Below are 22,873 nucleotides of genomic sequence, written 5' to 3' on the forward strand. Positions count from 1 at the left end.
GACGTCGGCGCCATGAGCAACGACCCGGCCCGCCACGACTGGGACGTCACCTCCCTGGCCCAGGGCTGGGTAACCGACCCGGCCACCGGGCACGGTGTCGCCATCCGGACGGCCGACGAGACCGCCGCGCAGGAACGTTCGGTCTTCCTGTCCTCGGAGGCACCCGAGCAGCGGCTTCGGCCCAAGCTCGTCGTCACCTACGTGGACGAGACCCCGGAGTCGACGTACTACGCGCCGGCCACACCGGCCCGGATGACGCCCAACTCCACCTACACCGTCGACGTCACGCTCACCAACACCACCGACCAGCCGTGGACGGTGGCCGGTCACGAGCTGACCTACCGGTGGTCCCTGCCGGACGGCACGGACGCCACGACCGGCGGCAACCAAGTCCGCACCGCGCTGCCGCACGACCTCGCCCCCGGCGCCTCCGTCACCATCCCCGCGCAGGTCAAGACACCGATCAACTCCGACTCCGGCAACAAGCGCACCGAGTACACACTGACCTGGGAGGTCCAGGACGCGGCCGATACGGCGGCGGCGGTCACCGGCCTCACCCAGCACGTGGCCGTGGAGGACCCGACCTCCAACCAGCTCGGCCTGGAGAAGTTCTACTCCTACACCGGCAAGAACACCGGTGGCGGCGGCACGCTGATGAACAACCTGGCGGCCGGCAACAGCGTGTGGCAGTACAACGCGTTCTCCAACCCGGGGCGGGGCCTCACCACGTTCGCACGGTTCGTGTACAACTCGCAGGACACTTCCGACACCGTCCTCGGCCACGGCTGGTCCGCCCAAATCTCCGGGATCACCCGCCTGGGTGCCCCGCTGGACTTCCACCCCAACCCGCACCCCACCGAAGTCCGATTGCCGGACGGTGACGGCACCACACACGTCTTCCGCCTCCAGGACGACGGTACGTGGAAGGCGCCGGCCGGTGTGAACTACCGGCTCACCGCCAAGCCCGGCCTGGACTGCACCCCGGCCAAGGACCCGGTCCCGGACGCCTGGACCATGCTGCGTCCGGACGGCACCCGCTTCCTCTTCGGCTGCGACGGCTACATGACGTCCGCGGTCGACAAGAACGGCAACACGCAGACGTACACGTACGAGGAGCGCAAGTCCAACAACAAGCCGACGAAGTTCCTCCGGTACATCACCGACCCGGCGAGCCGACAGTCGCTGACCATCGCGTACTACAAGAAGGGTGAAACCTCCTACCAGTACATCGACGACGTGCAGAACGTCGCTACCGGCTCCAAGCTGAACAACTCCAAGATCTACGACCACGTCAAGTCGGTCACCGACATCTCCGGTCGCAAGATCTCCTTCCTCTACACCGAGGACGGCCTGCTGGGCCGGCTGACCGACGGTGACGGCTCGGCCCAGCCCAAGATGTTCAAGTTCCGTTACGACGCGGAGCAGGGCAACAAGAACGTCAAGCTGGTCGGGACCACCGACCCGCGGGGCCACAGCACGTCACTGAACTACTACTACCCGAGCGAGGGTGACGATCCCAAGGACCACTGGCGCACCCAGACCATCACCGACCGTCTGGGCGGACTGACCTCCTTCGACTACGTCCCGAACGCGGACAACGACAAGTTCACCGACACCACGGTCACCGATGCCGAGGGCCACGAAAACCTCTACGTCCAAGACGACTTCGGCCGTCCGGTGCGCACTGTCAACGCCAAGGCCCAGACCACGAAGCTGACGTGGGACGCGGACAACAACGTCATCGTGCACGAGGAGGCCAACGGCGCGAAGACCGCATACTGCTATGACCCCGGGACTGGCTACCCGCTCTGGCAGCGCGACGCGGAGAGCAACAAGGCCAGCCTGCCCGCGCAGGACGAGTGCGCGCCCGGCAAGAAGCCGGCGAACGCGGCTGTCTACGAATACCAGACCCGCGCCGACGGCTACACGGCGGACATCTTCCGCAAGACGTCCCCCGAGGGCCGTGTCAACCAGTTCGGGTACGACGAGTTCGGCAATCTGCTGACGGTCACCGACCCCAAGGGCGTAGCCACCGCTACCGAGGGCGACTACACGACGACGTACGAGTACGACGCGTACGGCCAGATGATCCGTACGATCGACGCCAACGGCAACCCGACCGAGAACAGCGACTTCGGTCCCACGGGCTACCCGGCCACCATCACCGACGCGCTCAACGAGTCGTCGTCGTACGTGTACGACGTACGCGGTCAGGTCACCGCGGTGACCGACGCACTGGGCAAGAAGACCACACAGACGTACGACACGTTCGGCCGTCCGCTCGTCTCCACCGTCCCGAAGGACCAATCGAGCGGTGACCTGATCACCACGCCCGCCCCGGTCTACGACGCCAACGACAACGTCACCAAGTCCACCGCGCCCAATGGCGCCGTCTCGACCGCCGTGTACGACGCGGCGGACCAGACAGCCTCCGTGACCGCACCGAAGGACACCGACACGTCGGGCGAGCGGAGGACGACGTACGCCTACGACCGGGTCGGTAACCTGCTCACCACCACGGAGCCCAAAGGCAACCTGACTCCCAGCATCGCCACGGACCACGTCACCACCAACCACTACGACGAGATCTACCAGGTCACCTCGGTGAACAACGCCGAGGGCGACACGATCCGTTACGAGTACGACTCCGTCGGCAACGTGGTCACAGTCGTCGACCCGAGGAAGGACGAGACCTCCGCTACCGACGACTACACCACCAAGAGCACCTACGACCTCAACCACCGTGTCGTCGCCACCAAGGACGCGGCCGGTCACACGTCGCGGCAGACGTACGACAAGGACTCCTTGATCGTCTCCGCCACCGACCCGGCTGGCAGCACCACGCTACTCACCTACGACGAACGCGGCCTGAAGACCGAGGCCAAGGTGCCGCACGACGGCTCCGGCGACTCGATCACCTACCGCACGACCAAGTACGAGTACGACGAGGTCGGCAACACCACCAAGGTGGTCACCCCGCGTGGCGCCGAGACCACCTCCGACAGCGCGGACTTCACCGCCCGCACCGAGTACGACGAACTGAACCGTCCGGTCAGGCAGTACCAGCCCTACGACCCGGACGACACCCGCTACCACGACCCCGACGTCTACACGCAGACCGAGTACGACGCCGTGGGCCGGGTCGTCAGGACGTCACTGCCGCCGTCCGAGGGGCAGTCGGTCCGCAACGCCACCACCGTCGACTACTTCGACAACGGCTGGGTCAAGTCGTCGAAGGACCCGTGGGGCATCGCCACCACCTACGACTACGACGACATGGGCCAGCAGACGGCCCGGACGCTGACGTCGGCCGGCGGTGACAGTAACCGCACCATGACCTGGTCCTACTACCCAGACGGCAAGCTCCGCGCCAAGGCCGACGACGGCGCACCCGTCGGGAAGAACGTGGTCCTGGCGGACAACTCCGACACCCAGAGCACCTCCGCCACCGGCACCTGGACCAAGGCGGACACCGAGGGCCAACAAGGCTACGACCACCATCGCCACGCGGCGGGCACCGGCACCGACGCCTTCACCTGGGTCCTGACCGTTCCCGTGGACGGCACCTACACCGCGTACGTGAAGTACCCGAAGGTGACCGGCGCGGCGACCAATGCCGAATACACCCTCAAGCACGGTACCGAGACCGAGTCTTCGGTGACAAAGAACCAGAACGTCGCCACCGGCACCTGGGTCGGCCTCGGCACCTACACCCTCAAGCAGGGTGAGGCGACCTCGCTGAAACTGGCCCAGAACGGCGACGGTGCCGTCGTCGCCGACGGGGTCAAACTGGTCCGCGACAACTCCGCAGACACCGATGACGAGCAACGCAGCTTCACCTACCGCTACGACGTCAACGGCAATCTCACCGACATCGACGACACCTCCTCCGGGCGCCGGTCCGACGCCTACACCGTCACCTACACCGGCCTGAACCAGGTGCAGCGTGTCGTGGAGTCCCTGGCCGGCGAGGAGCAGAAGGCCACGTCGTACACGTACGACGCCAACGGTCAGCCGCTCACCGTCAGCCATCCCGATCAGTACTCCGCGTACGCCTACGACACGCAGAACCTGCTCGAAAAGGTGACAGTCGGCGACTCCGCGGACGACACCGACCCCAAGGTCACCTCGTTCACCTACACCGACCTCTCGCAGAAGCTGAAGGAGACCAAGGCCAACGGCAACACCGTCGACCACACGTACTACCTTGACGGCCGGCTCAGGACGACTGCGGAGAAGAAGCCAAACGGCACCCTCGTCTCCACGCACACCTACGCCTACGACGCCAACGGCAACAAGGCGAAGGACGCCGCGAAGAAGATGAACGCCGACGACCACTCGGCGTACCTGGAGTCGACCACCACCTACGCCTACGACCCTGTCGACCGGCTCGCCAAGTCGGTCAAGAGCGGCAACGGCGCGGGCACCGACACCTACGTCCACGACGACAACGCCAACGTCGTCAGCCAGACGGTCAAGGGCACCGCCACCACCTACGACTACGACCGTAACCGGCTGCTGTCCGCCACCGCCGGCGGAGTGACAGCGAACTATGTCTATGATCCGTTCGGCCGCCAGGAGTCTGTCACCTCGGGCGGACAGGTCGTCGAACGCAGCACGTACGACGGCTTCGACCACGTCGTCAAGTCCGAGAAGATGGACGACAGCGGTGCGCTGAAGGCGACGACGTACACGTTCGACCCGCTGGACCGCACCGCCTCGAAGACCGCCGACGGCGAGACGACGGACTTCGACTACCTCGGTCTGTCCGAGGAGGTCCTGGGCGAGCAGGTGGCCGGCGAGCTGACCAAGTCGTACCAGTACAGCCCGTGGGGCCAGCGACTCTCCCAGGTCACCCACAAGGACGACGGCAGTGAGGAGGACGGCTACTACGGCTACAACTCCCACACCGACGTCGAAACCCTGACCGACGAGAACGGCGACACCAAGGCCACCTACGGCTACACCGCCTACGGTACCGACGACGAGACCGAGTTCACCGGCATCGACAAGCCGGAGGCCAGCGACCCGACCAAGGAGGAGTACAACCCCTACCGCTTCAACTCAAAGCGGTGGGACGCCAGGTCCGGTACCTACGACATGGGTTTCCGTGACTACAGCCCAGGGCTGAACCGCTTCACCACCCGGGACATGTACAACGGCGCTCTCGCCGACATGGGTCTCGGCAGCGACCCGTACACCGGCAACCGCTACGCCTTCACCAGCGGCAACCCGACCAGCAGTGTCGAGATCGACGGACACTTCGACTTCGGCGGTGGGCTGGGCGCCATCGGCAGCCTCTTCAAGAAGGCCGCCACCTCGGTCGGCACCAAATCGCGTGGCGGCCTTCTCTCGGTGGCGAAAATCTTCGGCGACGCCATAGGCTGGAACACGCCCACCGCGTCCGACGGGATCTCCTACGAGCCGGGGGACACCCCGAACTACGACCGGGGTCTGCTGGTCACTCCAGAGGCCACGAAGGAGTGGCAGCCGCAGGTTGCCATGTACCCGTTCACCAAGGACGACTGCTCCAAGGGGCAGAGCATGGTGTACTACATGCCGCTCGACGACCTGGGCCGCGCACAGGGTGTGGACGCCTGCCTCAGCCCCGGGGGGTACAACTACACGACCGGTACCAAGAAGAACCCTAAGGCGAAGTTCCCGGGAGTCGAGTCCGAGATCTGGGGCACTGGGACCGAGATGCCGCCGCCGTTCGGCACGGACCGCATGCCCCCCGGGTACTACAGCGGTGAGGAAGCCGCCAAGCAGGGCAAGCCAGTCGTGCAACGCGGTCACATGCTGGCGAAGTCGCTCGGCGGCAGCGGAACGGACCGCAGGAATCTCGTCACCCTGTACTCGAAGGTGAACAGCCCGTTCATGAGTACATTCGAGAGCGAGATAGCCAGGCGCGTCGAGTCCGGCGAGACGATATGGTACTCCGTCAGGGCACACCACACCGGCGACAATACGATGCCCGACAGTCTGTCGATATACTGGCAGAGCATGACAACGGGGCAAAGTGGTGCCATGCCCATCCCGAATGATCCAAACGACCCGAGATTGTAAAGATTCTCGGACCGCCCGGTAGAATTTTCCCCTTTTCTGCGCCACCCCGTTCGGGGTGGCGCAGAAAAGGGGTTGTATCGACACACATGAAAGGATTCTTGCGATGACCGACTGGGTGCGGCGCATCACCGATATCACGTCGTGGGAGCCGCTCGACGCACGGATCGACTGGCAACCGATGGAAGAACAACTGGGTTGCGTTCTACCCGAAGATTTTAAGGAGATCGCGGAGACCTTCGGCCTGGGAGAGTTCAGCGGCTACCTGAATCTCCTCACCGGGCAGGAGATGAACGACTTCAGCGTCATCGGAGTACTGACTGGACTGCGCCGTGTGCTGACTCGTGTCCTGCACCGCGACGAAGCCTACTCCCCATACAGGATCTTCGACGGTGATAGTGGAAAGGACAGCCTGATTCCCTGGGCCAGAGGTATGGAAGAAGCCGAGTTCTTCTGGCTGGCGGAGACCGATGACTCGAATCACTGGCCGATTATCGCCAGACTCGACGCTACGGAGGAATGGCACCGATTCGACATGAGTACGGCCGAGTTTGTTTTCCGGATGCTGAACGAGGATGAGGCGGTCGAGCCTTTCACCATCCCGGAGGAGTTCGGGGCGCCTCGTTATCTCGGGTACTGACGGTGTTCCTCCGTGGTCGCGCTTATGGCCGTGGACGCGGTCTATAGCGTCACGACCGTCTCACTGGACTTGAAATTCACCGCCATGGACCGGGCCTGTGCTGTTCTCGCTCGCCAGGAACCGGACCCCGAGCAACTTCTCCATGTTGGCCTCGACGATGCTCTGCACATCGGCCTCGGCATCAGCAAGACGCGGCGCGACCTCCGTCACGCCGCCATTCGTGTTGTAAAGCTTAAGGTCCGGCACCGCCCTTCCCGTGCAGCCAGTGTGACTGACGGTCAACAGCAGGGGCTGTCGAAAATATTTCCGGGTACGCCGCAGCCTGGCCCTGGAGACGTCCGGGACGCTCCAATTAAGACATGTAGGCCATCATGGTACATTTATAGATCACGGGACATACGCGGGACGGCGCGGCTAACATTACGTCAGGTACCCCGTTGACCTGCGAAAACGTGCGGGAAGTCGACGGCCTCCGGAGCCGTGTGCGCAGGTTCGAATCCTGCCGGGGGCACCCTGTATGAGGTGCCCAAAGACCCCGTCACCAGCGGAAACGCTGAGGCCGGGGTCTTCGCGTATGTGCAGCCATACGCCACTCTGAGCGGGCGTATGTCGGGGTCTGTGGACGAGGCGTGGACGGGATCTTTGGGCATCGCCACAGGTGAGGTCCATAAAAGGACGGAAGCCTGCACCAGCACCAGGCGCCGTTCCTTGACGTTCCTTACATGTGGAGGCGACTCGCCCCCACCACGGGACGGCCGGCGCTTCAGTGAGCCTTTCAAAGTAGCCACCGATCCGGTGACGCCAGGGAAGGGAGGGTGGCAGCCGCACGCACGAGACTCGCGCCCCATTAAGGGAGGTGCGAGGTCTCAGCCCATCGGGACAGGAACCTCAATTCACCTGCACCGCCGTCACGACACGGCACACGACGAGGACATACGCCGCCCAGGCGGAGGAAGGCGGGTGGGTGAACGGCCCGGCAACCGTCGGCACGGTACCCTCGGCCGTCAGAACGGCCCACAGTGCGTCCGCGTCCTCCGGGGTGACCAGACCCCTTCGCACGGTGGTGCACGACGCGCTCCGTCAGACCGACAGGCTAACGAGACACCAGTAGGCCGACCGGTCCGGGCGGGACATGGCCTCCTGGTCAGCCGCAGCGGGGGCCGCGTCGGAGCGCCTCGTGTCAGCCTGCCCGCCGGGCAAGCGGACTCGATGCGGCGATGCGCCGGTGACGTGACGGGAGCCGGTGGCGAGTGCCGAGTAGCGGTAGGACGACTGAAAGGCCGTCAACCGATCGGTACGACCGGCACCCCCGCCCGCACACCCGCACCGCCTACTCGCCGTCCCGCGGTCTGCCGGTCTGCCTCCTCTCCGGGCCCCAGCCCTTCGGCCCGCTGGTCCGTCCGGTCGGTCACAGGGCCGGCCCGGCAAGCCGCGCGGCCTCGTCGCGGAGGTCCTCGATCGCCGTCAGCGCCGCCTCACGCTCGGCGTCGATCCTCGCACCCCGCTCCGTGATGCCGTCGAGCGACCGCTCCACCAGGGCGATCCACGCGCTCACGTACCAGGTGCCGGCGTCGGTGAGGGCCTTCCGCTGTGCGCGTGCCTGCTCGGCGAAGTGGTCCCTGATCTCCTGCCGCCGCTTGTTGACCGCCATCCACTCGCCCTGCTCCTGCGCGATGCCCGCCAGGTCCGTCAGCGGCCCCATGACCGCCAGCGCCCACTGCACCTTGCCCGCGGCATCCGCCACCTTTCCGGCCGCCTTGGTCTTGCCCCACGGCTTGAACTTCCCCGCCCCGTCGGTGACTTTGCCACCGGCGTCAAGGATCTTCTGTCCCACCCCGAGCTTGCTGAGCTTGTCCACGACGGCGGCGGCCGCGCTTCCGGGCCCGTGGCCGCCGTCCTTGACCTTCCCGAGCCACTCGCCCGCCTTCGCGGCGCCTGCCTTCGCGCCCTTCTTGGCCGCCTCCTTGACCCCCTGAGCCAGCGGGGACGCTTCCTTCGGCGCCGCGACGGGGTTGGTCCCGATGGCTTCGAGGTCGTTCACCCAGGGATCCGGCTCCGGCACATGGGTTCCGTAGTCGGCGACCAGCGCGTCGAACGCCGTCCGCACCGACGAGGAGAACCGCGCGGCGAAGTCTCCTGCCGTGTCCTCCAGTTCGTCCCGCACGGCACGGGCGACGCGGTCGGGGACGGCGCCGTCCTTGTCCGAGACCCCGGCGGCGGCCCTGCCTCCGGCCGCCGTGATCCTGTCGGCGACGACGCCGCTCTCCCTGTCCAGGGAGCTCAGCACGAGCTCCCTGGCGGCGGTGACCGCCTCCCCGGCCTTCCGCGCGGACCGCGCGGCATCGAGATCCCCACCGGCCAGCTCCCACCGCCGCTCGGCGTCCGCCAGCACACGGAGGAGTTCGAACGCCTGGGCCCGGGGGCGGACACCGCCGACGCCCGGCGCGACGACGCGCCTCAGTTCGACCGCGAGGGCGTCGATGCCACTGTCGGTGACGAGAGCCGCACGATCGGCCGCCGGCAGGGAGGGGTCGTTGACGGCGTCGACGTAGTCGCGTGCGTCGGTCGGGACGACCGGGACGCGGTCGGCAAAGGGCCCGAGCCGTGCCCGGATCTCGTCGAGGACGACGTCGCGGTCGCTGTTCTCCGCGTTCATCTTGTTGACGACGACGACACTCCGGTCGGCGAACCCGTCGGGGCCGAGCGCCTCCAGGATCGCCCCGGTCTCCGCCTCGCCCGGCAGCTCGCTCGTCGTCACGATCATGAGCGCGTCCGCGCCGCGTACTCCGCGCCGGGCCGCCTCGGAGTGTTCGTCGTCGCCGGACAGGGTCCCGGGCAGGTCGACGAGGGTCGCTCCGTCCCACTCGTACGACGTCGCCTCGTGCGTCTTGGGAGCCGCGTCGACGAGTGCCCCGACGTCGGCCGCGGGAAGCCGGAGGAGCGCCGCGACGAGCGTGGACTTCCCCGCGCTGTACGGGCCGAGCAGGGCGATGCGCAGCGGGCTCGTGTCCGCGCGGGGCAGATCCGCGGCCAGCGGGCGGGTGCGCGGGTGGGCGTCCAGGACGTCCTCGGCTCGGGCACTCAGCGCGAGCACCCGCCCGCTGGGGCGGTCCTCGCTCCCGGAGGTGTCCACCAGTGCCGTGTCAGTCCTCACGTGGTCCCTCGTCCCTCTCGTCCCGGTCGCCATGTGGCACCTCGCCCTTCTCGTCCATGGAGTCCGGGCGGATCTCGATCCGCCCGGCGAGTACGTCCACGCAGCGGTCGCGCAGGCGCGCCCGTACGTCGTCGGTGCGGGACGGGTCGGTCCAGAGCCGGAGTTCGGCCCCGGGCGTCCGGCGTGCCCGGCGGACGGCCGCCGGGTCACCGCCCGCGAGGGCGAGGAGCCGGCGTGCCAGGACGAGGTCGATCCCGTCGAGGGCGGACCGCAGGGCCGGCCGCAGTCGGTCGAGCCGTGCGCACCTCTCCCGCGCGGCGGCGATGTCCGCGGACCGCGCTTCGAACCGGGCCTCGGCCTGGTCCGTCACCGCCTCCGTGAACCGATCCGACCACGCCGTCAGCTCGTCGAACAGCTCGTCGAGGCGGGCCGCGGCCTCGGTCGTGCTCACGTCCGCCCACCGGTCCTGCGCCCGCCGTACCCGGAGGATCTCGCCGCTCACCGCCTTCGCCGCTCCGGCCAGGGCCCCCGCCGCGTGGACCACCGCCGTTGCGGGAGGGGGAAGGGCGGACTTGGCGACTCCCTTGGCGGCCACGGACCCCAGGAGGGCCGTCGCCGCCCCCTTGGCAGCCGCCGTGCCGAGAGTCGCGGTCTGCGTCTTGAGGTCGGGACACGGCCGTACCCGCGGGCGCGCGGCGTCCGCGTGATCCCAGACGTCCGCCGCCGTGCGCAGGAGGACGCCCCGTTTCAGCGCCTCCCGCTCGCACGCGTCGGCGAGGCCGGAGAGGAGTTTGTCCACTTCCAGGCCGGTGAGGAAGTCGCTCCACGTGCGCGCGGCGTCCGCGCCGCCCAGGCCCCCGACCACGACCGGCAACCGCTCCCTGGCTCGGTGCCGCGCGGCTTCGAGCCGGTCGCGCGTGTCCCGGCCCGCCGTCCGGAAGGCCGTGAGCATCGCGGTCCGGTCGTCGTCCGTCGAGCGTTCGAGCGCGTCGAGCGCGAGACCGATCCCCCGGAGTTCACGGGCGAGCCGGTCATGGACGGCGGCGACCGGTGCCCGGACCCCGTCGGCCAGCCGGACGGCGCGCAGCGGAAGCGCCCGCTCGGCCAGCAGCCGGGTGAGGGACTGCTCCAGCTCGGGCAGTCGGCTGGCCCGAAGAGCCCGGTCGCCCAGCTCACGATCCGGCGTGGACAGCGCTTCGTGCGCTGCGCCGGAGTGGACGGGGAGAACGGCGGGCAGGGCGGACCCGGCGGCACGGCAGACCTCCTCGATCCGGGCAGTGTGCCCTACGACCTGCTTGAACTCCCTGGCCGGGTCGTCGGCGAAGCGCTTCAGGCGGTGCGGTTCGACGACCCGGCTCTTCACGTTGACGACGACGAGCAGCGGTTTCCCCGAGCGGAGCAGCTGCTGGAGTTCGGCGGACTCCTCGTCGCGCAGGGTGTCGGCGTAGTTCCATATGACCGCGTCGGCGTCGTTGCAGGCGGCCCGGGCGCGCGTGGCGTCGTGGTCGTCGTCCTTGGCCGCGACACCGGGCGTGTCGAGGTACGTGACGGAACCGACTCGGAACGCGGCAATCTCCCGCGTGGTGCGGTGTGCGCCTCGCCCGATGCCGTCCCGGTCCGCGTCGCGGATCAGGGCCTTGCGGAGCGTGGTCTTGCCGGACTTGGTCCGTCCGGCGACGGCGACCCGCAGCCTGCCTCCGGCGGCGGGCATGCTCCGTACGGCGTCGCGCAGTGCGCGTTCGAGTGCTCCGACGCGGCGCATCACCTCCACGAGTCTCCCGCTCTCGACAGCGTGCGGGGAGTACGGCGTCGGCGGCGAAGCACCCTCGGCCTCGGCCCCTGCCCCGGCCCGCAGGGCGGCCTGGATGTCGCGGTAGGCCGGCCGGCTCGGGTCCACCGCGCCGGGCGACGACGCGAGCCGGGCGACCAGGGGCGCGAGGGTCTCGCGGAGAGCCGGTTCGGTCCGCCACAGGTCCATGGCCGCGGCGACGCGGTCGAAGGACGCGAGGTTCTTCCCGTACCAGGTCTCGAAGGCGCGCAGCTCGTCGGTGCCGGTCCGGGAGGCGGATGCCAGGAGCCCCTCCGTGATCCGCGCAGTCGAAGCCGAGGGGGGCGCAGTCCGACCCGGGGCGGGCGCGGCCGAACCCTTGGCGGGCTCCGGAGTTGCGGCCTGGCGTGCGGGCCCCGCGGCGGGCCCGCGCACGAGCACCGCCCGCACGTCGGCGTCCGCGAGCATGTCCAGCGCATTCGCGGAGACGGCGCCGGTGTCCCGGGCCTCGATGACCCGGCGCAGGGCGTCACACCGCTCCGCGTCGAATCCAGTGCGCGCGTCCGGCGCGAGCCAGCGCCACCACCGCGGCCGTCCCGTCAGGAGCGTCTCGTACGCCTCCTCCGCCGCGACCAGGTCGCGCACCTTCTCCAGAAGTGGCACCAGTTCCCGGTTGCGCAGCTCACGGAGTGTGGCGGCACCGTGCCCCAGCACCAGCTCGCGTGCCCTGGTCGCCCGTCGGCTGCCGCGTGGCAGGCTCAGCTCGGCCGTCGCGGACTCGACGTCGATCTCACGGATCGTGGGCCAGACCCCGTCTGGCCACTCCCGCTCCGCGCGACGGCACGGCTCCAGTGCGCCGGGCAGATCCCGTTCCGCGACCGCCAACGCCGCGGCGTCCGACCGGAGCGCCTCCACCGGCACGCCCTCCAGGGCCGGCAGACGGGTCCGCAGTCCGTCGAGCCGTCTCAGCTCCCCGAGGTGTCCGTCCCCGTCCGGTGCCGGGATCCGTCCCCCGGCCGTCGTCAGGCGAATCAGTTCGTGTGCCTCGGCGCAGGTCGCCACCGCGTCGGACACCTGTGGGAGAGTGCTCCCGGACGCCGGCAGGTCGGGGCACCCCCGCGCCCGGGCGACCGCGGCCACGTCCTCGGCGAAGCGCTGGAGCGCGGCCGGGCCCGCCACGGCGTCCGCCCCCAGCGGTTCGAGCAGGAGGGCCAGCGTCCCGGCTCTGAGACCCGTTCCGTCGTGCATTGTCCTGTCGTGCACCGTCCTGCTGTTCGCCGCACCGTCGTTCAGCATGCCGCCGTCCACCGTCCCGTCGTTCCCCGTCCCGTCGTTCCCCGTCCGCGCTTCCCCGCGCTCGCCCGCGCCTCGTGCGGTCCCGCGTCCTTCTCGGGGACCGTACGCGCACGCCACCGGGCGGCGGCCTGCGGCTCGGTCACGGCCTTCTCCGCCGGGCGACGGTCTTCTTGGCCCTCCTCGCCGGGCCCGTCCCGGTCGCGGTCGCGGACCCGGAGTCCGCGGGCTCCGCGTCCAGGACCTGGGAGGCGAGCGCGAGCCAGGCCCGGGCGTCCGCGCCGTCGAGGTCGTCGGTCCACATCAGGGTGCCGTTGGGGCCGCCGCCCTTGTCCCACGGCTCGATGCCGTTCCTCGCGTACCACTCCTTCTTGCGCTCCCACTTGCGCGCGTAGTCGGGCAGGTCGAGCATGCCGGCGTGTTCCCAGAAGACCGTGCGGCCGTCCTCGGCGGCCACGGTGAAGTCGGGGCGGACGACGCGGCCGTCGGCGCCGGTGAGCGGCTCCTCGTAGAGCCACCGCCCCGGCGCCAGGCGATCGAGGAGACCCGCGATGATGACCTCGTTCTTCGAGGCCATCGGCGTCCCCCCGGCGGACACATGCATCAGTTTGCGGTCGAATCGGCGGGTCTGCCCCCGTACGTCGAGGGCGAACGGCTGCGGTGCCTCGAAGAGGTCGGTCAGCCGGCGGGCGGTCTCGGAGTTGCTCGGGTGGGCGAAGGCCCGCAGGTCCGCCAGGGTGCCCTCGTGGAGGATGACGACTCTGTCCTTCTGCCGGGTCAGCGCCGTGTACAGGAGTTCCCTGGGCAGGTTGGCCCTGGCGGGCAGGACCAGGAACGTCGTGCCGAACTCGGAGCCCTGCGACTTGTGCACGGTGACGGCCCAGGCCAGCTCCAGTGGCGCGTCGTCCTTGTCCGACGGCCGGTAGCTGTATTCGTGGCCGGGCTGGGAGGAGAACTCCACACCGAGCTTCAGGGTGTGCTTCTTCCCCTTGGCGGGGGGCGTGGGCCAGGCGAGAGCGACGCCGATCTCCCCGTTGGCGACGTAGTCCATCGCGTTCTCGCGCGGCCACGCCTTCTTGCGTGTGTTGGTCGTCTGCATGACTTTGTCGCCGCGCACGATCTCCTCGGGCCCGATCGGGAAGGGGATGTTCGTACGCCGGTACTTTTTCGCCCACTCGGTGTCGCCGGCCCGGTACACGCGTTTGATGTGGCGGTTCAGTTCGACCGTCCCGAAGGCACGGGACCGGGTGGGCGAGAGGATCTGCCACGCCTCCGCGCGGATACCGGCGCCGCGCTGCCAGTTGAGGTAGTCGCCGTTGACGCTGCCGCCGTAGGTGAGGGCGAACGCCCGCACGGGATCCTCCGCGTCACCGAGACCGAGGACCTGGCCGAGGGCGTCCGTGAGGGCCTGCACGGCGGTGCGCCCGCCCCAGGGGATGTACTGGAGCGTGGGAAGGTCGGGGTTGGCCGCCAGTTCGTCCCAGATGGCCTCGTCGCCGGCGCCGCGCGTGCCCCCGCCGAACCAGGCGGCGAGTTCGAGGTCGTGGCGGGTGCCGTGGCTGCCGTCCGGCAACTGGCGCCGGGGCACCTGCAACTCGACGTATCCGGCGGCGACCCGCACCGCGGTCGGGAAGTCGTCCGGGCGCAGTCTGTCGACCAGGTCGACGAACGGCCGTCCGGCTCCGATCGGGGGCAGCTGGCGGGGGTCGCCCACCAGGATCAGCCGTTTGACGCCGGTGAACGAGTCCAGCGCCGCGGCGAGCATCTCCTCCGTCAGCATGGACGCCTCGTCGATCACTACGAGGCCGTAGCCGCGCCGTGCGCGGGCCTCGCCCCACACCAGGTACCGGCCGCTCTCGGCGTCGTAGCGGCCGGTGGCGCTCAGGTGGGAGGCGAGGGTCTTCGCCGGCCGCCCGACCTTGGTCTCCAGCTGCACCTTCGCCTTGCCCGTGGGGGCGAGGAGCAGGACGTCCCCCGCGGCCACGCCGGGATAGTCGACGAGGGCCCGCAGCAGCGTCGTCTTGCCGGTGCCCGCGGGTCCGATCAGGACGGACAGGCGTGCGTCGTGCAGGGCGGCGAGACCCTCGGCCTTCTCCGTGCGGGCCCGCTCCTCCAGCTCGGCGGCGTGCACGGCGTCTCCTGCGCCATCCTGGTCGCTGTCCCGGTCCCGGTCCCGGTCCCGGTCACCGTCCCGGTCGAGTACGGCGTCGAGTACGGCGCGGGCGTCATCGATGCCGCCCAGCGGCGGGCGTGCCTGTTGCGCCGCCACCCAGTCCCGGACGACGTCCGCCGTCTCCTCCAGCCGGGCCAACTTGTAGGCGGGCGTGCCGTCGGCGAGGCGGACGGCGGTCAGCGGCGACCAGTCCGGGCAGTCGACGACCCCGTCGTGGTGGAGGTCGAGCCCGGTGAGGAGGTCGTGGTTCAGGGCCGGCAGTCCCGTGGGTGCCATGAGCCGGATGTGCTCCAGAGCCTCGCCGACGGGGATCAGAGTGTCTCCCTGGTCGCACTGCCGTTCCAGCACCTCGGTGAGGAGGGCTTCGACCCGCCGGCGGTCCAGGGGGTCGTCGAGGCCCGCCTCGTCCGGGACGGGCGGTCGCCAGGTGACGTGCGCCGGGGGGAACACCGCGCGGTCGACGGCGGTGAACGGGACGTGGAGGGGTTGGCCGTACGTGCAGGTCGCGGCGTAGTACGGGTTCTGCAGGAGTTCCTCGGTGCTCAGCTCGACCTCGGTGTCGCCTTCGAGCAGCATGCGCACCTGGTCCGGGCCGATGTCGAATCCGGACAGCAGGCGCAGAACCGCCTGACGCTCGGCCGGGATCCTGTTCCAGACCCGCGCCTGGATGGGGCCGACATGGGCCCGCAGTGCCCGCGGGGCGCGCGCGGGATCGGCGAAGACGCCGTGCAGCAGGTCCCACGGGTCGGTGGCCTCGCCGGCCTCCGTGAGCGCCGCTCGCGCGGCGACGTAGGGCTGCTGGACCCCGATGAGGGCGAGGACACCGGGCAGGCCGGGGACCGGACCGCGCAGCTGCCAGAGCCGTTCGGTCTGCTCGGTCAGCCAGGTCGTGGCGGACTCGGGGACGTCGAGGCCGAGTTCGCGCATGCCCTCGGCCGCCGACCGCAGCGAGGCCAGGGACTCGATGGCGGCGTCGTCGGAGAGGTGTTCCGTGACGTAGGAGAACTCGACGTCACGGCCCTCGGGCGCCCAGGCCAGTGCCCTGTCGATGTCGGCGCCCCCGTCCAGGAGCGGCACGAGCTCCTGGTAGGGCAGCAGGATGCCCTCCGTCATGCCGGGGCGCAGGGAGTGCTGCACGATCGTCTCCCACATGGAGGAGTCGAACGGCGGTTTCCCGGCCTGGTTCCACATCGGCGGCCGGGTCAGGCCCGTGACGTGTGCGGCCCCCACCAGCAGGCGGTCGGTGCGCTGCTCCTGGAGCGGGGAGTGCTTGAGGTAGACGAACACCAGGCTGTCGCGTGGCGCGACCGACTCGAAGAAGGCCTCGATGACCGCCTGTTGGTTGCCGCCGTCCATCACCCAATGGGCACGGGAGTTCAGGACGCTGTCGGTGTGGTCCTCGGCGAGCTGTTCGTAGGCGGGCACCCTGGCGTGGCCGATCTCGTCGTTCAGGGAGGTGCGGTTCAGCCAGCGGAAGGGGATGGCCTCGAACGCGTACCCGGGAACGCTGAGGGACGTGGGGAGCAGACTGCCGCGCAGCGCCTGGTTGTAACTGTAGGGGTGCTCCTTGACGACGGTGTATCCGACGGGCGACATGAAGGTGGCCCGCTCGCTCAGGCACGGCAGCCGGTCGTGGTCCAGGCTGCCGACGGGGGCGCCCGCGTGTTCCGCCTCGAACTCGTCGTCGCGGCCCTTGCCGATCGCCGCGAGCAGGGTGCACGAGGAGTTGCCCTTCGGGTCGTCGCAGAGGAACTGGTCCCAGGGACGGTCCCGCCACGGGATCCTCATCGACAGATGCTTCACGCCGCTCATGCTGGTGTCCTGTCGGCCGGGTTCGTACGGTTTCGGTTTCGGGTGGCGGAGCGCTCCGCGTGCGGTCGTGCCGGGTGGCCGCCGCCGGTCCGGGGCGCCGTCACGTGTCGCCCGTCCAGCCGGTCTGCCTCAGCGTCGGCATGAGGCGGGTGAGCACGTAGGCGACGACTGGTGTCTCCCGGTCCTCGTCCTCGAACACGATCGCGTGCTGGAACCGCTCGGTGTCCTGCGGGTCCGCCGGATCGAAGGACGGGCTGAGCGACACTCCGGGGCGGGCTACCAGCCGGCACAGGAGCGGCGCCCCGCAGCCCTGCGCCAGCTGCGCCGTGGTCAGGGCGCGCTTCTGCTTCGGCCGCCCGTCCGGCTGGGGCAGGGAGAGGAAGGCCGTGATCCGTCGGCGCTCCTCGGACACCTCGGTGATCCCGGCCCGGTGCCGGCCGTGCAGGTTGGCCAGTCCGGCCGGCATCTCCGGTAACAGCGCGCCCTGTTGCAGGACCACGTCCCGTTCGCCGCCGTCCCACCGCGTGTCGTGGATCGTCAGCCGTGGACGGCCGGCGGCCTCCAGGTGCCATTCGGTGGCGAACCCCGCGTCCTGGGCGCCGGAGGTCGTGGTGCCCTGCTTGGGGACGTAGTCGCGGGCGTGTCTCAGGGTGAGGGTGGAGCCGAGTACGGTCAAAGTGCTTTCTCCTGTGCGGAACCGAGGACCTGGGGACATCGCGGACCTGAGGACGTGCAAGGGCTGTTGACACTCGGAGTGTGTGATGTCGCAGCGCCCTGGGCCCCCGCCGTCGGGACGGAGCGGCCGGTGACCACATCCGTTCGTCCTGCATCGGATATAGCACCTGATGCGGGGAGTTGGCGGGGGAAGTGATGATCCCGTCGACGAAGCGTGACACGGTGACGAAGCGTGGGTCCTGGGGACCCGGCGGATGGCCTTTCCGGCCGGCCGGGCCGCGAGCGGAACCTGACCGGAACCGGCCGATCATGGCTACTACGTCCGTACACTGATCGACACGCTGTGTGCGTGGCCGGCGCGACGCGGCCGTCCGGGAACCGCACGGGCTCCCGAGCCGTTCCTCTGCCGCCGGCCGGATCTGATCCAAGGACGAGGGGCGGGGGGACGCGGAGCGGCATGCAGGCGTTGGACATGGAGAGGGACCCGGCTGTGCTGGGCCCGTTCGAGCTGCTCGCCGTCCTCGGTCAGGGAGGCATGGGCAGGACCTATCTGGCGCGCAGGCTCCGGCTGGAGGACCTCCCGCCGGAGCTGGAGGCGGCCTATCACCTGACGGACGTCGACCAGCGGCCGGACGGCGGTCCTGTGCTCGCCGCGGTCAAAGTGATCAAGCCGGACAAGCTGACGGACGGCAGCGAGCACTCCGAGCAGCAGGCACGTGCCCGCTTCGGGCAGGAGATAGAGACGATGGGGACCGTCGTCAGCGCCCGGGTGCCGTCCCTCCTGGCGTCGGACGCCGACGCGGCACGGCCCTGGCTGGCCATGGACTACGTGCACGGCCCGACGCTCCACCACCTCGTGCACGCCCGCGGTCCTCTGGAGGTCGGCCCGTACGCGGCGGTCGGTCTGGCCCTCGTCGAGGCCCTGCGCGCCATCCACGAGGTGAAGCTGCTGCACCGGGACCTCAAGCCGGGCAACATCGCGATCGGCCCGGACGGCCCGGTGGTGCTCGACTTCGGCCTGGCGGTGCTGACCGAGCGCGACAGCGCCGAGGCCCTGACGAAGACCGGTACGGGCTTCGGGACTCCGGCCTACATGTCCCTGGAGCAGGCGACCGACGCCAAGCACGTCCAGGAGCCGGCCGACGTCTACTCTCTCGGCGCGGTGCTTCACTACGCCGCGACGGGCCGGGTGGCCTTTCCCCACGGCCCCATTCCGGTGGAGCCTGGCTGGGGGCGGGTGCCGTCGCCCTTCGTGCCGCTGCTGTCCCGGATGCTGGTGCACGTCGCGGTCCAGCGGCCCCTGCTCGGTGAGATCGAGCAGGGTCTGGTGCAGCTGCTCGCCCAGCACGGCCTCACTCCGCAGGACGCCGCCGGACAGCTCCGGGCCCTGGTCGACTCGTCCGGGCTCGTGCCGGTCCTTCCCCCCGGCGCGCTCGCCGACGGGCCCGACCCCGAGGTGCGGCCGGCCGCCCAGCGGGCCGTGGACGAGGGCGACCGTCCGGACGCGCCGTGGGCGCCCGCCGACGACCTGTTCGCCGAGTTCCTGGCCGACGAGGACGCGGCGGAGGAGCTTCCGGCGGCGGCCGACCTCGCCGACGCCCCCGCGCCTGCGTCTGCCCCTGCGCCCGACGACGCTCCTCCCGCCGGGTACGTACCGACCGTCGTGGACGAGGAGGCGGGGCGGACACCGGAAGGCGGGGCTGCCGCCGGGGACCCCGCCAAGGTCACCAGCTACCGTCTGGCCCCGCCGAAGCCCGCGCCGCCCCCGGTGCCGGCGGAGCCCGCGGCGTCCGGTCCGCCGCCGGCCGCGCTCAAGGCGGCGGAGTCCCTGCGACGCGCGTACGCGCACAGCGGACGTCTGTGAGCGGGGTACCCACCCGCAACACCGGGGGCCGGTGTCCCCGACGACGACGCTCGCTCACGCCGGTCCCGCCGCCGTGACCGATTCCGGGGTGCCCGCCCGGTCGACGGGCGGCGAACGGTACAAAGGAACACTCACACCGAGACCGTGCCCGCGACCCGGGTGTCGCCCCGCGGCCTCCGTCGAAAGGAACGTCCGTCATGTCCGAGACCGCCTCCGGTCTTCCCTGCGGCGCGCCCCCGGCCGGGACGCTGATCGAGGTCCGGGACGAGGAATGGCTGGTACGCAGCAGCAACGAGCTGCGGGCGGGCGAGTACGCGATCGACGCGATCGGCGCCTCGGAGCTGGTCCGCGGGCACACCGCGCGGTTCCTGACGGCACTCGACGGCATGCCGCGGGTTCTGCTGCCGGAGGACACCAGGCTGGAGGTCGACAGGTCCGACGGGTACCGGGTCGGCCGGCTGTTCCTCGAAGCGGTGCGGCGCAGGCTGCCGCTTCCGCAGGGCGAGCAGGGGCTCGCGCTGACCGAGGGGTTCCTGCTGGACCGGCTTGACTACCAGCTGCGGCCCGCGGTGAAGGCTCTCGCCAACCGTTTCCAGCCGCGGCTGCTGATCGGCGATGTCGTGGGCCTCGGCAAGACCCTGGAGATCGGAATCCTGCTGGGCGAGCTGATCCGGCGCGGCCGTGGTGAGCGCATCCTGGTGGTGACGCCGGCTCCCGTGCTGGAGCAGTTCCAGCACGAGATGTGGACGCGGTTCTCCCTGCCCCTGGTCCGGCTGGACAGCGCGGGCATCTCGCGGATCGAGCGGAAGATCCCGGTGGGGCGCAACCCGTTCACCTACTACAAGCGCGTCATCGTGTCGATGGACACCCTGAAGAACAAGAAGCGCTACGGGCCCTGGCTGCGGGACGTCGAGTGGGACGCCGTGGTGATGGACGAGTCGCACAATCTGCTCAACCGGGGCAGCGACCGCCGGGAGCTCGCCGAGGTGCTGGCCCACCAGACCGACGCGCTGGTGCTGGCGAGCGCCACCCCGCACAACGGCGAGATGCGGGCCTTCACCGGCCTGGTCCGGCTGCTGGACCCGATGGCGGTGCGGGACGCCGCCCGTCCCAGGGCCGAGGAGCTGCACCACCTGATGGTGCGGCGGACCAAGGTGAGCGACGAGGTCGCACGGGTGCTGGAGGACAAGTGGGCACCGCGCGGTGCGTCCCGCCCCCTGCGGGTGAGGGCGAGCGAGCTGGAGGAGGAGGTGTTCGCCGAGCTGGCGGCGGTGTGGCTGGCCGACCCCGGGGCCGGCCGACCCGGCGCCCGGGGCGACGAGCGCCTGTTCCCGTACGTGCTGCTGAAGTCGTTCCTCTCCTCGCACCGGGCGCTGTTCGCGACGGCCCGCGAGAAGCTGGCCACGCTGGGGCACGCGCTGCCCGAGGGCCACAAGCAGGTCACGGACCCTTCCCCGGCCGGTCCGTCGGAGTCCCCGGCGGTGCGCGAGGTGTCGTCCCTGCTGCGGCTCACCGAGCTGGCCCGGCGCATCGAGCGGACGGCGGCGGACGGTACGGGCGCCACGGCCAAGCTCGCCGGACTCGTCGCCGAGCTGCGCGACGAGGTGAGGGTGGGGCCGGGCCGCGCGGCCCGCGCCGTCGTGTTCTCCGAGCGCCGCGAGACCCTCAACTGGCTCGGCACGGTGCTGCCGCCTTTGCTGGGCTGGACGGACCCGAAGGACGGCGAGGCGGCCGTCAAGGTGATGCACAGCGGGGTCTCCGACACGGTCCAGATGGGCTACGTCGACGAGTTCGCCCGCGCGGGCGGGGACATCCGGGTGCTGCTCACCGGTGACGGCGCCTCCGAGGGCGTCAACCTGCACCGCCAGTGTCACCACCTGATCCACTGGGACCTGCCGTGGAGCCTGATCCGGGTCGAGCAGCGCAACGGCCGTATCGACCGCTACGGCCAGACCTGCCGGCCCGAGTTCCGCGCCCTGCTGCTCACCAGCGAGGTCGAGGGGGCGCTCGACGACCGGACCGTCGCGGAGAAGGTGCTGGCCCGCGAGGCCAGGGTGCACGAGGTGCTCGGCGCGGTGGAGGCCGTCACCCGGGAGAACGACGGGGCCCGCGAGGAGCGCAGGGTCATGGAGGCGCTGCTGGGCCGGGCCACGTCCGAGGAGGCCGTGGCGGACCTGGAGGCGGTCCCCGTGGAGGCATTCGCGCCGGGTGAGGGCGAGGGGACACCGGGTACGGACGCCGCCGCGCTTCCGGTCGAGCGGCTGACGATGAGCGAGTTCGGCACCGGTCCCGCGCCCGTCGACTCTCCGGCCCACGTCGCCGCGACGGTGGCCGAGGACGGTACGCCGGACGGGAGCGCCTTCGGCTCCGCCTCCGACCTGGACCTGGACCTGGACATCGACCTGGACGACTTCGGGGACTTCGCCCCGCCGGCGGCCGGGGACGGGATGGAGGAGGACGGCGACGGTACGAGGGCGGGTTCGGGCACAGACTCGGGCGCGGGCTCGTCGGAGGCCCCCGCCTCGGACACCCCCACGATCCCCACAGTCGAGGAGCTGCGTTTCTTCTCCGGATCGCCCGAGCGCAACCGGCGGGAGTTCGTCCTGGCCGGTCTCGCCGAGCTGCCGGATCTCGGCGGGCTGCGGGCCGGGCTCACCGTCGCGGGCACCGACCTGAGCTTCGAGCCGCCGCGGGACCTGGCCGACCTTTTCGACGTCCTGCCGCCCGGCTACGTCCGTGACCAGGGCATCACACGGCGGATCAACCTCACGTTCAGCCGGGAGGACGCCGCGGACTCGCTGCGGCGGGCCCGGGAGGACGCCGGTTCGACGTCGCTGTGGCCGGACGCGCACTACGTGGGCGAGTTGCATCCGGTGGTGGAGTGGATCACCGACAAGGTGCTGATGGAGTACGGACGTCAGCAGGCCCTGGTGCTCCAGGTGGGGCCGGAGAAGGCACCGGACCCGGTGTTCCTGACGCAGGGGGTGTGGTCCAACGCGGAGGGCCGCCCCACCGCCGTGGCCTGGCTGGCGATCGACCGGCTCGGCTCCGCCACGCCCCGCGTCCGCGAGCTGACCCCCGACCTGCTCGCGGCACTCGGGGTGGGCCCCGGGATGCCGGACCACTGGACCCCCTCCGACGCCGCGACGACGCTCCAGCCACTGGTGCGTCCCGCCGTGGAGGAGACCCGGCGGGCGATGAAGCGGGTCAGGGAGGTGGCGGAGGAGCGGGTGGACGCCCCGCTGCGTGACCTCGAACGCGGGATCGGCGAGTGGCGGCAGCAGACGCTGCCGGGCTTCGAGGGCGGCAAGCCCAAGCAGCGGGAGGCGGCGGACCGGCTGGCCCGGATCGCCGCCCGGTCGCAGACGGCCGGCGAGCCCATGGTCCGGGTGCTCGCCGTGCTGGAGGCCGGCTCATGACCGGCTCCGCTC

The 22,873-nt window shown here is 70.3% G+C and carries 9 protein-coding genes; 4 read left to right on the plus strand and 5 right to left on the minus strand.

Going from position 1 to position 22,873, the window contains the following annotated elements; genetic code table 11:
* Window positions 1-12: 12 nt before the first annotated feature.
* Together ACFCZF_RS14180 and ACFCZF_RS14185 are read left to right on the plus strand one after the other, a co-directional pair.
* Window positions 13-6,066 (plus strand): DNA/RNA non-specific endonuclease, encoded by a 6,054-nt coding sequence (locus ACFCZF_RS14180; RefSeq protein ID WP_376671884.1) that lies wholly within the window; start codon window positions 13-15, stop codon window positions 6,064-6,066.
* A gap of 103 nt (window positions 6,067-6,169) precedes the next feature.
* Complete coding sequence (locus ACFCZF_RS14185) at window positions 6,170-6,703, plus strand: hypothetical protein (RefSeq protein ID WP_376671885.1); 534 nt, start codon at window positions 6,170-6,172, stop codon at window positions 6,701-6,703.
* 60 nt (window positions 6,704-6,763) lie between these two features.
* Here ACFCZF_RS14185 and ACFCZF_RS14190 read toward each other — a convergent pair whose 3' ends face one another.
* From ACFCZF_RS14190 to ACFCZF_RS14210, 5 genes are all read right to left on the minus strand, one after another.
* A complete protein-coding gene (locus tag ACFCZF_RS14190; protein WP_375910666.1) occupies window positions 6,764-6,949 on the minus strand; it encodes a hypothetical protein in 186 nt (61 codons plus the stop codon).
* 1,162 nt (window positions 6,950-8,111) lie between these two features.
* Window positions 8,112-9,857 (minus strand): GTPase, encoded by a 1,746-nt coding sequence (locus ACFCZF_RS14195; protein WP_376671886.1) that lies wholly within the window; start codon window positions 9,855-9,857, stop codon window positions 8,112-8,114.
* Complete coding sequence (locus ACFCZF_RS14200; protein WP_376671887.1) at window positions 9,847-12,921, minus strand: GTPase; 3,075 nt, start codon at window positions 12,919-12,921, stop codon at window positions 9,847-9,849. The genes ACFCZF_RS14195 and ACFCZF_RS14200 overlap by 11 nt, the downstream gene beginning before the upstream one ends.
* A 139-nt stretch (window positions 12,922-13,060) precedes the next feature.
* Window positions 13,061-16,903, minus strand: a complete 3,843-nt coding sequence (locus ACFCZF_RS14205) for an AAA family ATPase (RefSeq protein ID WP_376671888.1) — start codon at window positions 16,901-16,903, stop codon at window positions 13,061-13,063.
* Window positions 16,904-17,003: 100 nt separating this feature from the next.
* Complete coding sequence (locus ACFCZF_RS14210; RefSeq protein ID WP_375910678.1) at window positions 17,004-17,579, minus strand: hypothetical protein; 576 nt, start codon at window positions 17,577-17,579, stop codon at window positions 17,004-17,006.
* Window positions 17,580-18,035: 456 nt separating this feature from the next.
* Between ACFCZF_RS14210 and ACFCZF_RS14215 the strand changes: the two genes are divergently transcribed.
* A complete protein-coding gene (locus ACFCZF_RS14215; RefSeq protein WP_376671889.1) occupies window positions 18,036-19,442 on the plus strand; it encodes a serine/threonine-protein kinase in 1,407 nt (468 codons plus the stop codon).
* A gap of 197 nt (window positions 19,443-19,639) precedes the next feature.
* On the plus strand, window positions 19,640-22,861 hold the full coding sequence (locus ACFCZF_RS14220) for an SNF2-related protein (RefSeq protein ID WP_376671890.1): 3,222 nt from the start codon (window positions 19,640-19,642) through the stop codon (window positions 22,859-22,861).
* Window positions 22,862-22,873: the final 12 nt, after the last annotated feature.

Origin of the sequence: Streptomyces sp. NPDC056296 (assembly GCF_042268605.1) — a bacterium.
Classification (GTDB): domain Bacteria; phylum Actinomycetota; class Actinomycetes; order Streptomycetales; family Streptomycetaceae; genus Streptomyces.

What these genes read in the sequence shown, in the direction of transcription:
- ACFCZF_RS14185 (WP_376671885.1), top strand. Translation starts at nt 6,170, where the DNA reads ATGACCGACTGGGTGCGGCGCATCACCGATATCACGTCGTGGGAGCCG.
- ACFCZF_RS14200 (WP_376671887.1), bottom strand. Translation starts at nt 12,921, where the DNA reads ATGCTGAACGACGGTGCGGCGAACAGCAGGACGGTGCACGACAGGACA.
- ACFCZF_RS14180 (WP_376671884.1), top strand. Translation starts at nt 13, where the DNA reads ATGAGCAACGACCCGGCCCGCCACGACTGGGACGTCACCTCCCTGGCC.
- ACFCZF_RS14205 (WP_376671888.1), bottom strand. Translation starts at nt 16,903, where the DNA reads ATGAGCGGCGTGAAGCATCTGTCGATGAGGATCCCGTGGCGGGACCGT.
- ACFCZF_RS14220 (WP_376671890.1), top strand. Translation starts at nt 19,640, where the DNA reads ATGTCCGAGACCGCCTCCGGTCTTCCCTGCGGCGCGCCCCCGGCCGGG.
- ACFCZF_RS14215 (WP_376671889.1), top strand. Translation starts at nt 18,036, where the DNA reads ATGCAGGCGTTGGACATGGAGAGGGACCCGGCTGTGCTGGGCCCGTTC.